General features: G+C 70.3%; 9 protein-coding genes. 6 read left to right on the top strand and 3 right to left on the bottom strand.

Annotated elements, in window-relative coordinates; translation table 11 throughout:
* The first annotated feature begins 45 nt into the window (after positions 1–45).
* Positions 46–1,167, top strand: coding sequence for a mandelate racemase/muconate lactonizing enzyme family protein (locus J2S22_RS01680; RefSeq protein WP_272779352.1), 1,122 nt, complete (start codon positions 46–48; stop codon positions 1,165–1,167).
* Positions 1,168–1,340: 173 nt separating this feature from the next.
* Here the strand turns inward: J2S22_RS01680 and J2S22_RS01685 are convergent, their stop codons facing one another.
* Positions 1,341–2,321 carry a tripartite tricarboxylate transporter substrate-binding protein gene (locus tag J2S22_RS01685; RefSeq protein WP_272779351.1) on the bottom strand — a complete coding sequence of 327 codons (981 nt, stop codon included), beginning with the start codon at positions 2,319–2,321 and terminating at the stop codon, positions 1,341–1,343.
* Positions 2,322–2,399: 78 nt separating this feature from the next.
* Complete coding sequence (locus J2S22_RS01690; protein ID WP_272779350.1) at positions 2,400–3,476, bottom strand: tartrate dehydrogenase; 1,077 nt, start codon at positions 3,474–3,476, stop codon at positions 2,400–2,402.
* A 185-nt stretch (positions 3,477–3,661) separates the two neighbouring features.
* On the opposite strand from J2S22_RS01690, the gene J2S22_RS01695 reads away from it, so the two are divergent.
* The 5 genes from J2S22_RS01695 to J2S22_RS01715 all read left to right on the top strand — a co-directional run bounded on the left by J2S22_RS01695 (position 3,662) and on the right by J2S22_RS01715 (position 11,920).
* On the top strand, positions 3,662–4,384 hold the full coding sequence (locus J2S22_RS01695) for a GntR family transcriptional regulator (protein WP_307155782.1): 723 nt from the start codon (positions 3,662–3,664) through the stop codon (positions 4,382–4,384).
* 431 nt (positions 4,385–4,815) lie between these two features.
* Complete coding sequence (pflB, locus tag J2S22_RS01700; protein WP_272779349.1) at positions 4,816–7,074, top strand: formate C-acetyltransferase; 2,259 nt, start codon at positions 4,816–4,818, stop codon at positions 7,072–7,074.
* Positions 7,075–7,209: 135 nt separating this feature from the next.
* Positions 7,210–8,028: a pyruvate formate-lyase-activating protein gene (gene pflA, locus J2S22_RS01705; protein ID WP_272776021.1), complete on the top strand. Its 819-nt coding sequence runs from the start codon at positions 7,210–7,212 to the stop codon at positions 8,026–8,028.
* A 192-nt stretch (positions 8,029–8,220) separates the two neighbouring features.
* Positions 8,221–9,948 (top strand): sensor histidine kinase, encoded by a 1,728-nt coding sequence (locus tag J2S22_RS01710; protein WP_272776022.1) that lies wholly within the window; start codon positions 8,221–8,223, stop codon positions 9,946–9,948.
* Positions 9,949–10,090: 142 nt separating this feature from the next.
* Positions 10,091–11,920, top strand: a complete 1,830-nt coding sequence (locus tag J2S22_RS01715) for a carbon starvation CstA family protein (RefSeq protein WP_272776023.1) — start codon at positions 10,091–10,093, stop codon at positions 11,918–11,920.
* Positions 11,921–12,181: 261 nt separating this feature from the next.
* Here the strand turns inward: J2S22_RS01715 and btsR are convergent, their stop codons facing one another.
* On the bottom strand, positions 12,182–12,898 hold the full coding sequence (btsR, locus tag J2S22_RS01720) for a two-component system response regulator BtsR (protein ID WP_272776024.1): 717 nt from the start codon (positions 12,896–12,898) through the stop codon (positions 12,182–12,184).
* Positions 12,899–12,986: the final 88 nt, after the last annotated feature.

Below are 12,986 nucleotides of genomic sequence, written 5' to 3' on the forward strand. Positions count from 1 at the left end.
GGGAAACGAAGGCGTTCGTCGCCTGTGTGTCTCGGAGCATCCAACGTGAACATCGCGAGCGTCGAGCCGATCGCCGTCGGCCTGCCGATGAAGAAACCGGTGATCATGGCGGGCGAGGAGGTGCGGCGCGCCGACAACGTGCTGGTGCGCGTCGTCGCCGCCGACGGCACGGTCGGCTGGGGCGAGGCGGCCTCCGCCCCGACCATGACGGGCGAGACCATCGAGAGCATGACGGCGGCGATCCGCCATCTCGCGCCGGTGCTGGACGGGCGCGATCCCGCCGACATCGACGGCGCGCTGGCCGCCATGGACGCGCGCATGTACGGCAATCACGGCGCCAAGGCGGCGCTCGAGATCGCCCTGCACGACCTCGTCGGGCGCGCCACCGGGCGGCCGGTTCACGCGCTGCTGGGCGAGCGGAGGCGCGACCGCGCGGCGCTACTCGGCGTCGTCGGCGGCGGCGACCGCGCCGGCGACCTCGCCGACGCGGCCCGCAAGGCGACCGACGGCTACACGGCGTTCAAGATCAAGGTCGGCGTGGACACGCCGGAGCGCGACGCCGAGCGCACCCGCGCCATCTGCGCGCTGCTCGACGGGGAGGCGCTGGTCTCGGCCGACGCCAACCAGGGATTCTCGGTCGAGCAGGCGCTGACCTTCGTGCGTGCCGTCGCGGACGCCGGGCTGGACTTCGTCGAGCAGCCGGTCGTGGCGCACGATCTCGCCGGCATGGCCGAGATCGCCGCGGCGACGCCGATCGCGCTCGGCGCCGACGAGGGCATCCACGGCATCGACGACATCCGCCGCCACCACGAGCGCCGGGCGGCACACGGCGTCAGCCTGAAGGCGATCAAGCTCGGCGGCCTGCGTGCCGTCGTCGAGGCCGGCCGGCTCGCCGACCGGCTCGGCATGGGCGTCAATCTCTCGTGCAAGACGGGCGAGTCGAGCATCGCCTGCGCCGCGGCCCTGCATGCCGCGGCCGTGCTGCCCGGCCTCGCCTGGGGCCTGACGCTCACCTGCCAGGCGCTCGGCAGCGACGTGACGGCGCATCCCGTCGCGATCGCGCGCGGCCATGCCGAGGTGATGGATCGCCCCGGCCTCGGGATCGAGGTCGACGAGGCGATGATCCAGCGCCACCGCATCGCCGTGCCGCTGCGCAGCGTGGCGTAGCGGGGGCATCCCCGACGTCCGCTCGTCCCGTGAAAGCGGGCCCGACCCTCCGCTCGTCCCCGCGAAGGCGGGGACCCAGGGCGACACGGCGAGAGGCTTCGGACCCAGGGCCCTGGATCCCCGCTTGCGCGGGGATGAGCGGAGGTCGGGGCAAGTCCTGCGGAGCCTCGACCTCAGTTGCCCTTCACGCCGGCGGCCCGGATCACCTTGCCCCACTTCTCGACCTCGGCGACGAGCTGGGCCTTCAGCGCCGCGGGTGTCGCCTGGTCGAGCGGCACCGGCTCGGTGCCGAGGCTGGCGAAGCGCTCGATCACCTTGGGGTCCCGCAGCGCCGTCTGCAGGGCCGGCACCAGCTTGTCGATCGCCTCCTTGGGCAGGCCGCGGGGCGCCCACATGGCGTGCCAGGCCGACACCTCGAAGCCCCTCAGGGCCGTCTCGTCGAGGGTCGGCAGGTCGGGCAGCGAGGAGACGCGGGCCTTCGTCGTCACCGCGTAGCCCTTGATGCGGCCTTCCCTGATGTGGTTCGTCGTGTTGGTCGTCTGGTCGCACAGCAGGTCGATCTGGCCGCCGAGCAGGTCGTTCATGGCGGGGCCGGTGCCGCGATAGGCGACGGGCGCGAGCTGGACGCCCACTTCGCTCATGAACAGCAGCGAGCAGAGATGCGCGGCCGAGCCGACGCCGGCATGGCCGAAGCTCGCGGTCGCCTTGTTCGCCTTCATCCACTCGATCAGCGCGCCGATCGACGTCGGGGGCAGGGCGGCCTTGGAGACGATCGTCATCGGCACGTCGGTGATGCGGCCGACATGGTCGAAGTCGGCGACCGGATCGTATTTCAGCGTGTCGTAGAGGGCCGGCGCGGTCGCGTGGGCGATGTGCCAGATGGCGAGCGTGTAGCCGTCGGCCGGCGTGCGGGCGATGCGGCCCATGCCGAGGGTGCCTCCGGCCCCGCCCTGGTTCTCGACGAGGACGGTCTGGCCGAGCGTCCTGGTCATCGATTCGGCGATCAGCCGGGCGACCGTGTCGGTCGGCCCGCCGGCGGCGGCCGGGACCAGGATGGTGATCGGCTTCGTCGGCCAGCCGCTCTCCGCCTGCGCCCCTGCACCGAGCCCCAACAGGGCGAGGCCGGCCAAGGCGGCGTGAAGGATCGTTCGCACGGCCCGTCGCGGGCCGTGACGCATCGACGAACAAAGCATGGGCTCCCTCGTGCGCGAGGGCGGTGGCCTTGCCGGCCGTTACGAATTGTCGCCGACGAGCGCCTCGCAAACCGCGTCGGTGACCATTGCCGTGGTCGCGCTGCCACCGAGATCCGGCGTGTGCAGCCGCGGATCGGCGGTGACGCGCTCGACGGCGCGCATCAGGCGCGCGGCGGCGGCGGTCTCGCCGAGGTGCTCCAGCATCATCGAGCCCGACCAGAAGGTGGCGATCGGGTTGGCGATGCCCTTGCCGGTGATGTCGAAGGCCGAGCCGTGGATCGGCTCGAACATCGACGGAAACGCGCGCTCCGGATTGATGTTGCCGGTCGGCGCGATGCCGAGCGAGCCGGCGAGCGCCGCCGCCAGATCCGAGAGGATGTCGGCGTGCAGGTTGGTCGCCACGATGGTGTCGATGCTCTCCGGCTTCGTGACCATGCGCATGGTCATGGCGTCGACCAGCATCTTGTCCCAGGTCACGTCGGGGAACTCGGCCGCCACCTCGGCGGCGATCTCGTCCCACATCACCATGGCGTGGCGCTGCGCGTTCGACTTGGTGACGACGGTGAGCAGCTTTCGCGGACGCGACTGCGCCAGCCGGAAGGCGTAGCGCATGATGCGGGTGACGCCGACCCGCGTGAACATGGCGACGTCGGTCGCCGTCTCGTAGGGGAAGCCCTGGTGGACGCGCCCGCCCACCCCGGCATACTCGCCCTCGGAGTTCTCGCGCACGATCACCCAGTCGAGCTCGGGCCCCGAGACGGCGCGCAGCGGGCTCGTGATGCCGGGCAGAATCCGGGTCGGCCGCACATTGGCGTACTGGTCGAACGGCTGGCAGATGGCGAGCCGCAGCCCCCACAGGGTGACGTGGTCCGGCACGTCGGGCGCGCCGACCGCGCCGAAGAAGATCGCGTCGTGCCCGCGGATGCGGTCGCGGCCGTCCGCCGGCATCATCACGCCATGCTTCTTGTAGTAGGCGGAGCCCCAGTCGAAATGGTCGACGGCGAGCCGGAAGCCGCCGTCGCGCTCGGCGCAGACGGCGAGCGCCTGCAGGCCGGCCGCGATCACTTCCGTCCCGATTCCGTCGCCCGGGATCGCCGCGATCCGATAGTCCCGCATCGTCCGTCCGCCCTCTCGTCCGTCGCCGGCCGGGCGCCGCGCCGTGCGTCGCCATGGGGCCGGATGCATGCCGACTTCCATGCAAGTTGGCGAATCCGCTATACTGCCGCGGCGTCGGGCTGTCAATCTTCCATAGGAGCTTCCATGCAACAGGAGAGCGGGATCGCGAGCCGGAGGGGACGGCCGTGACGACTCCGGGCAGGAGCGGGGCAGGCGGCGTCGCACCGGCCGCGCCGGCCGAGAGCGGCGCGTCCCTGGTCGAGAACGCCTACCGGGCCCTGAAGACGGCGGTGCGCGACAACGTGTTCCCGCCCGGCTACCAGGGCTCCGAGCAGGAGATCGCGCTGCGCCTCGGGATGAGCCGCACCCCCGTGCACGAGGCGCTGATCCGCCTGCAGGAGGAGGGCCTGGTGCGGGTGCTGCCGAAGCGCGGCATCCAGGTCTGTGCGCTCTCGCCCGACGACATGCGCGAGATCTACGATCTCGTCGCCACCCTGGAGGGGCGCGCCGCCGAGGCGATCGCGGCCGGCGACGCGGCGCTGCGGACGCGGGCGCTCGATGCGCTCGACGCGATCAATGCCGACATGCGCGCCGCCCTCGACCGTGACGACCTCGACGCCTGGGCGCAGGCCGACGACCGCTTCCACCGCGCCCTCGTCGAGCGCTGCGGCAACCGCCGTCTCGCCCGCGCGGTCGGCACCGTGATGGACCAGTCGCACCGCGCCCGCATGGTGACGCTGCGGCTGCGCGTCAAGCCGATCCGCTCGCTCAAGGAACATCTCGCCGTCACGGCGGCGATCCGCAAGGGCGACGCGCCGCGCGCCGGCGCGCTCGCCCGGGCCCATCGCGAGCACGCCCGCGACGAGCTGCTGCCGCTGCTCGAGACGCTCGGCATGCGGCATCTGTAGTCCGGCACGGGCGGTCCTCCGGGAGCCGGCCGCCGCGTCGTCCCCGACCGGAGTGGCCACGCGCCGCCGGCGGGCTACGCGTTTTCCCGGACCGCGGGATCCCGTAAACAAAAACGCGGCCCGATCCGGAACGAAACTGCGCGTCCGGGCCGGTGAAATATCACAAGATGTCGTATTCGCCCCGAGCCGTCGTTTCGGCGGATGGCGGGCATTCGTCCGCGCCCCCTACGGCACCGAAATACGTAGTGATATATCACTGGCCATCGAGGTTCGAACCGCTGCGCGACCTGACCGGGCCGGGCGGTCTCGCCGGAACCGCAAGATTCCGACGTCTCCGTGACGACCCATCTCGCCTGACACGCCCCCGGTATCAGACGACCGAAGCGCTCCCGTGCTCGTGCCTCTGTCGGACATGTTCCTACGAGGTCGTCATGAACGCAATCACCGAGAACGCCACCGCACAGGAGCCGTGGGCCGGCTTCGCCGCCGGGCCGTGGCAGAGCCAGATCGACGTACGCGGTTTCATCCAGGCGAACTACCGCCCGTATCTCGGCGACTCGCGTTTCCTCTCCGGTCCGACCTCGCGCACCCTCGGCGTCTGGGCGAAGCTCACCGAGCTCCTCGCCGAGGAGCGCAAGAAGGGCGTGCTCGACGTCTCGGTCGATCGTCCCGCCGCCATCACGGCGCACGCGCCCGGCTTCATCGATCGTGACGCCGAGCTGATCGTCGGCCTGCAGACCGACGCGCCGCTCAAGCGCGCCATCATGCCGAACGGCGGCCTGCGCATGGTCGAGATGGGGCTCGAGGCCTACGGCTACGAGATCGATCCGGCCGTGAAGGAGACCTGGACCAGGCACCGCAAGAGCCACAATCAGGGCGTCTTCGACGCCTACTCGCCGGAGATTCTGGCGGCCCGCAAGTCGGGTATCGTCACCGGCCTGCCGGACGCCTACGGCCGCGGCCGCATCATCGGCGACTACCGGCGCGTCGCGCTCTACGGCACCGACCGGCTGAAGGCCGACAAGCGCCGCGAGCTGCACGAGATCGACGACGCCGTGTTCGACGAGGCGACGATGCGGCAGCGCGAGGAGCTCAACGAGCAGATCCGCGCCCTCGACGAGCTCGCCGAGATGGCGGCGAGCTACGGCTGCGACGTGACGCAGCCGGCGCGCACCGGCCGCGAGGCGGTGCAGTGGACCTATTTCGGCTACCTGGCCGCCGTGAAGGAGCAGAACGGCGCGGCGATGTCGCTCGGCCGCGTCTCGACCTTCCTGGACATCTATCTCGACCGCGACATCGAGCGCGGACTCCTGACGGAAGAGAGCGCCCAGGAGCTGATCGACGACCTCGTCATCAAGCTGCGCATCGTCCGCTTCCTGCGCACGCCCGAATACGACACGCTGTTCTCCGGCGATCCGACCTGGGTCACCGAGTCGATCGGCGGCATCGGCGAGGACGGCCGTCCGCTCGTCACCAGGACGAGCTTCCGCTTCCTGCAGACGCTGTTCAACCTCGGCCCGGCGCCGGAGCCGAACCTGACGGTGCTGTGGTCGACGCAGTTGCCCGAGGGCTTCAAGGACTACTGCGCCAAGGTGTCGATCGAGACCTCGTCGATCCAGTACGAGAACGACGACGTGATGCGGCCGCACTGGGGCGACGACTACGGCATCGCCTGCTGCGTCTCGCCGATGCGGATCGGCAAGCAGATGCAGTTCTTCGGCGCCCGCGCCAACCTCGCCAAGGCGCTGCTCTACGCGATCAACGGCGGCGTCGACGAGAAGTCCGGCATGGTGGTGGCCGAGGGCTTCACGCCGATCGAGGGCGACGTGCTCGACTACGACACCGTGGTCGCCAAGCTCGACCCGATGATGTCGTGGCTCGCCAAGACCTACATCAAGGCGCTGAACGTCATCCACTACATGCACGACAAGTACGCCTACGAGCGCATCGAGATGGCGCTGCACGATCGCGACGTGCTGCGCACCATGGCGTGCGGCATCGCCGGCCTGTCGGTCGCCGCCGACAGCCTGTCGGCCATCAAGCACGCCAAGGTGAAGGTGGTGCGCAACAAGGCCGGCCTCGCGGTCGACTACGTGATCGAAGGCGACTACCCGGCCTACGGCAACAACGACGACCGCGCCGACTCGATCGCCGTGTGGCTGGCCGAGACCTTCATCGAGAAGATCAAGGCGCAGCCGCACTTCTACCGGAACGCGATGCCGACCCAGTCGGTGCTGACCATCACGTCCAACGTGGTGTACGGCAAGAAGACCGGCAATACGCCGGACGGCCGCCGCGCCGGCGAGCCGTTCGCGCCCGGGGCGAACCCGATGAACGGCCGCGACAAGAAGGGCTTCATCGCGGCCGGTGCGTCGGTGTCGAAGATCCCGTACGCCTGCGCGCTCGACGGCATCTCCTGGACCGCTTCGGCCACGCCGACGGCGCTCGGCCGGGTGCCGGAGGAGCGGCAGAAGAACCTCGCGGCCTGCCTCGACGCCTTCGCGGGCGCCATGGGCCACCACGTCAACGTCAACGTGCTGAACCGCGAGACGCTGCTCGACGCGATGGAGCACCCGGAGATCTACCCGCAGCTCACCATCCGGGTCTCCGGCTACGCCGTGAACTTCGTCAAGCTGAGCCGCGAGCAGCAGCTCGACGTGATCAGCCGGACGTTCCACGGCTGCATGTGACACGGCCGGCGCCGCCGCTCCGGCGGCGGCGCCGCGGCGGCGGCAGCGCCGCGAAGAGTTCGTCGCGAGGGCGCCCGGTCCGACACTCCTGATCACGGGCCGGGCGCCGACGACGAACCGGAGGAGAGACCCCCGATGACCTTCACATCCTCCCTGGCCCGCGGACACGGCGACGCACCCGCGTGCATCGTCGTGCCGCCGGCCGCAGGGGTCGCCGGCGAGGCGCCGGTCGGCTTCCTGCATTCGGTCGAATCGGGCGCGGCCGGCGACGGCCCGGGCATGCGGTTCGTGTTCTTCATGGCCGGCTGTCCGCTGCGTTGCCTGTACTGCCACAACCCGGACACCTGGAAGCTGAAGGCCGGGCGCCGCATCGACCTGGACGAGGCGCTGGCCGAGATCGCGCCGTATCGCGGCTTCCTGCGGCTGGCCGGCGGCGTCACCGTGTCGGGCGGCGAGCCGATGACGCAGGCCCGCTTCGTCGGCGCGCTGCTGACCCGCCTCCACGACGACCTGCGCCTGCACACCGCGCTCGACACCACCGGGTTCCTCGGCCGCAGCGTCGACGACGACTGGTTCGACCCGGTCGACCTCGTGCTGCTCGACGTCAAGCATTCCGATCCGGCCGTCTACAAGCGGATCACCGGCCGCGATCTCGCGCCGACCCTCGACTTCGCCCGCCGCATGGTGCGGCTCGGCAAGCCGATGTGGATCCGTTACGTGCTGGTGCCCGGCCTGACCGACGGGGAGGCCGAGATCGCGCGGCTCGCCGATCTCCTCGCCGGTCTCGGCCCGCTGGTCCAGCAGGTCGACGTGCTGCCCTATCACCGGCTCGGCGTGCACAAGTGGGCCGAGCTCGGCCGCGCCTATCCGCTCGACGGCACCGAGCCGCCCTCGCGCGAGGCGCTCGACGCGGCGATCGCGATCTTCCGCACGCGCGGCCTGAAGGTGCGGTGAGGCGGTCGGTTTTCGGTCGTCCCGGGGCGCGGCCGCAGGCCGCGCGCCTGCGGTTCGCGGTCCGGCACGACGGTTCAGGCGAATCCTGCGCGACGAGGCGCTGCCTGGTGGTCGCGTCACCGCACTCCTCCTGATGGTGACGATCGCCGGCGGGACGTAGAGTCACGTGTTCACCCGCGGAGCGCTGCGCCGATGTTCGCCTGGGCCGACCTCGTCCTCATGCTGCTGCAGCAGACCTGCGTGTATCTGGTCATCGCCTATCTGTTCTCGAAGACGCCGCTGTTCCTGCCGCTGATCCAGGTGACCGTGCAGCCGTGGCGCAAGGTCGCCTGCTGGGCCGTCTTCTCGATGTTCTGCATCATGGGGACCTATTTCGGCCTCCACATCGGCGAATCGATCGCCAACACCCGTGCGATCGGCGCGGTGCTGGGCGGCATCCTGGGCGGGCCGCTGGTCGGGCTCGCGGTCGGCATCACGGGCGGCTTGCACCGCTACTCGATGGGCGGCTTCACGGCGCTCGCCTGCGCCATCTCCACCATGTCGGACGGGCTGATCGGCGGCCTCGTCCACTCCTATCTGCTGCGCCGGCACAAGATCGGGCTGCTGCTGTCGCCGCCGCTGGTCGCCGCCGTCACGCTGTTCGCCCAGCTCACCCAGATGGCGATCATCGTCGCGGTGGCGCGCCCGTTCGGCGACGCCGTCCAGCTCGTCGCCGAGATCGTCCTGCCGATGACGGTGGCGAACACCATCGGGGCGGCGATGTTCATGAGCATCCTGCTCGACCGGCGCAAGCTGTTCGAGACCCACTCGGCGGTGTTCTCGGCCAAGGCGCTGAAGATCGCGGCGCGCGCCGAGGGCGTGCTGCGCAGCGGCTTCGACGCCGAGAACAGCACCACGGTGGCCCGCATCCTCTACGAGGAGGCCGGCGTCGGCGCGGTGGCGATCACCGACCGCGAGAAGATTCTCGCCTTCATCGGCATCGGGGCCGACCACCACGTGCCGGGGCGGCCCATCACCTCGGCCCAGACCAAGGAGGCGATCCGCGACAACAAGGTCATGTACGCCGACGGCAACGAGGTCGCCTACACCTGCTCGATCGACCCGAACTGTCCGCTCGGCGCCGCGCTGGTCATCCCGCTGCAGGGCGAGGACGGCGAGGTGCTCGGCGCCATCAAGCTCTACGAGCCGAAGTCGAAGCTGTTCTCCACCTTCAACCGGGCGCTGGGCGAGGGCGTCGCGCGCCTCCTGTCGGCCCAGATCCTGGCCGGACGCTACGAGCGGCAGAAGCAGCTCCTCGCCCAGTCGGAGATCAAGCTCCTGCACGCCCAGGTTAACCCGCACTTCCTGTTCAACGCGCTCAACACGCTGTCCGCCATCATCCGCATCGATCCGGCCGAGGCGCGGCGGCTGGTGCAGAACCTCTCGACCTTCTTCCGCAAGAACCTCAAGCGGGCCAGCGAGGAGGTGACGCTCGAGGACGAGATCGAGCACGTCCGCGCCTATCTGGAGATCGAGAAGGCCCGGTTCCGGGACAGGCTCGACGTGACGCTGGCGATTCCGCCGGACCTCGCCGCCGTCCATCTGCCGGCCTTCTCGCTGCAGCCGCTGGTCGAGAACGCCATCAAGCACGGCACCTCGCAGGTGCTCGGCACCGGCCGTATCCGCCTCGGCGCCCGCCGCGACGGCGAGGACCTCGTCGTCGAGGTGGAGGACAATGCCGGCCTCTACGAGGCGAAGGCGCCGCGCAGCGGCGGCCTCGGCATGACGCTGGTCGATCGCCGCCTGCGGGCCCGCTACGGCGAGGCCTATGGCGTCTCCGTCGCCTGCCAGCCGGACGTGGCGACGCGGGTCTCGCTGCGGCTTCCCTGCGCGACCGCGACGGTTCCGGAGTCTCCCGTAGACGCCGCGACGGCCGCCTGACCGCGGTGCCCGCGGCGGCGCGCCGCCGCTCGGGGCCGCGCCGCCGCCTCTCACCCGCCGGATTCCGCCGTTCGCCGGAAGGCGCCCCCGCGGGCGGGCGCGCGGCCCTAGGGTCGAGCATCCAGATGCAAGGATCTCGACCGTGGACAACGCACTCTCCTTCGTCTTCGCCACACTCTGCGTGCTGGTGATCTGCTATCGATTCTACGGGGTCTTCTTCGTCCGCAAGGTGCTCGGCGCCGACGACAGCGAGGTGACCCCGTCCCATGCGCTCGAGGACGGGCGCAACTACGTGCCCACCAAGACGTGGGTCAATGCCGGCCAGCACTTCGCGGCCATCGCGGCGGCCGGCCCGCTGGTCGGCCCGGTGCTCGCCGCGCAGTTCGGCTACATGCCGGGCTTCGTCTGGCTGCTCGCCGGCTGCGTGCTCGGCGGCGCCGTGCACGACACCGTCGTGCTCTTCGCCTCGATGAAGCACAAGGGCACGTCGCTGTCCGAGGTCGCCAAGGCCGAGCTCGGCACCGTCGCCGGGTGGTGCACGGCGCTCGCCATGCTGTTCATCATCACCATCACGATGGCGGGCCTCTCGATGGTGGTCGTGCACGCGCTCGAGCGGAACCCGTGGGGCACCTTCGCGGTGTTCATGACCATACCAATCGCGATCGCCGTCGGCCTGTTCGAGCGGCTGGGCGGCAACCACAAGATCGCCACCTGGTTCGGACTCGCCGCCATCCTGGCCTCGGTGCTGGCCGGACCCTACGTGCAGGAGAGCGCGCTCGGCGCCTGGTTCAGCTACAACCACGACACCGTCGCGATCGCGCTGCCGGCCTACGCCTTCCTCGCCTCGGCCCTGCCGGTGTGGCTGCTGCTCACGCCGCGCGGCTACCTGTCGAGCTTCATGAAGATCGGCGTGTTCGGCGCGCTGGTCGTCGGCGTCGTCTTCATCAACCCGGAGATCCGCTTCCCGGCCTTCACGGACTTCATCCACGGCGGCGGCCCGGTGCTGTCCGGCCCGGTGTGGCCCTTCATCTCGATCACCATCGCGTGCGGCGCCATCTCGGGGTTCCACGCCTTCATCGGCTCCGGCACCACGCCGAAGCTGGTCGACAAGTGGAGCGACATCCTGCCGGTCGCCTTCGGCATGATGCTGGTCGAGTGCATGGTCGCGGTGCTGGCCCTGATCGCCGCCACGGCGCTGCCGATGGCCGACTACTTCGCCATCAACGCCGCGCCCGAGGTGTTCGCCAAGCTCGGCATGCAGGTCGTCGAGCTCCCGCGGCTGCAACAGGAGATCGGCATGGATCTGGCCGGCCGCACCGGCGGCGCCGTGACGCTCGCGGTCGGCATGACCGAGATCTTCACCAAGGTGCCGTGGTTCTCGACGCTGGCGTCCTACTTCTTCCAGTTCGTCATCATGTTCGAGGCGGTGTTCATCCTCACGGCCATCGACAGCGGCACCCGCGTGTCGCGCTACCTGATCCAGGACATCGTCGGCGACCTGTGGGCCCCGATGAAGCGGCTCGACTGGGTGCCGGGCTCGATCGGCGCCTCGGTGCTGGCCTGCGTCCTGTGGGGTTACCTGCTCAACTCCGGCGACATCAACTCGGTGTGGGCGCTGTTCGGCGTGTCGAACCAGATGATGGCCTCGCTCGGCCTGATGATCGGCGCGACCATCATCCTGCGGCTCTCGGCGAAGCGGATCTACGCGCTCACCTGCCTGCTGCCGCTCGCCTACCTGTTCGTCACCGTCAACTACGCCGGCTGGTGGATGATCGCCAACGTCTACCTGAACCCGGCCGCGAAGGGCTACAACCCGGTCAATGCCGGCATCTCGGCCATCATGATGGCGCTCGGCGTCGTCATCCTGGTCGCCTCGGTGAAGCGCTGGATCGCCATGTATCGGACCCAGCACCGGACCGACGGCTACGACCTCGGCGACGTGCCCGCCGAATACAAGGTGCCGGCCGAATGAGCCGGGCGACGTCGTGAGTCTCCGGCCGGTCCGCTCCGCGGGCCGGCCGTTTTCTTGTGGGGGACAGGGCGGGAGAGCCGGCTTTGTTCCTGCCGTCATTCCGGGGCGCGGACCGCAGGTTCGCGAGCCCGGAATCCATACGCCCGGTCGCGGTGGCTCACGAAAGACAGGGGTTACGGGTCCCGGGCTCGTCGCTGACGCGACGCCCCGGGACGAGGGAGTCGGAGAACGGGGGCGACGGTGCAGATGGAGAAGCTCGTCCTACCCGATTCCCAGCCGCTCCTTCAGGACGCCGAGGAAGCGGCGGCTCACCGGGATGGTGCGGCCGCCCACCGTGACGATGCTGGCGAGCCCGCCTTCGCCGAACGCGATGTCGCGGATGCGGTCGGCATTGACCATGTACTGGCGATGGCAGCGCATCAACGGGGTGCGTTCCTCCAGGGTCCGCAGCGTCAGCTCGGTGAAGTGCTCCTCGCCGTCGGTGCCGAGGACGTAGACGCCGCTGGTCCGCGACACGATCGCCTCCACCTCGTCGATCTTCATCAGGCGGATGCGGTTGAGCCCGGTGCAGGGGATGTGACGCAGCGCCTGCGCGGCCTCGGCCGGCAGCGGCGGTGCGCCGGCGGCCGGCCGGCGCAGCCGGTCTAGCGTCTTGGCGATGCGGCCCTCCTGCACCGGCTTGAGCAGGTAGTCGAAGGCGTTCGCGTCGAAGGCGCGCAGCGCGTATTCCTCGTAGGCGGTGAGGAAGACGATGCGGGGCATGCGCTCGGGGTCGATCATGCCGAGCATCTCGAGCCCGGAGATGCGCGGCATCTGGATGTCGAGGAACACGGCGTCCGGCTGCAGCCGGTGGATGGCGGCGATGCCCTCGACGGCGTTGGAGCACTCGCCGACGATCTCCACGTCGGCCTCGCGCGCGAGCAGCATGCCGAGCTCGGCGCGCGCCAGCTCCTCGTCGTCGATGATCAGGATGCGCATGGCGGGGTCGGGATCCGGGCGATGGTCTCGCGCCGCCGGGCCGAGACGGCCGCGCGCGACGCGGTCGCGACCCTAGCACAGCGGCGCC

The organism is Rhodoplanes tepidamans (assembly GCF_030813915.1).
In the GTDB taxonomy this organism is placed as follows: domain Bacteria; phylum Pseudomonadota; class Alphaproteobacteria; order Rhizobiales; family Xanthobacteraceae; genus Rhodoplanes; species Rhodoplanes tepidamans.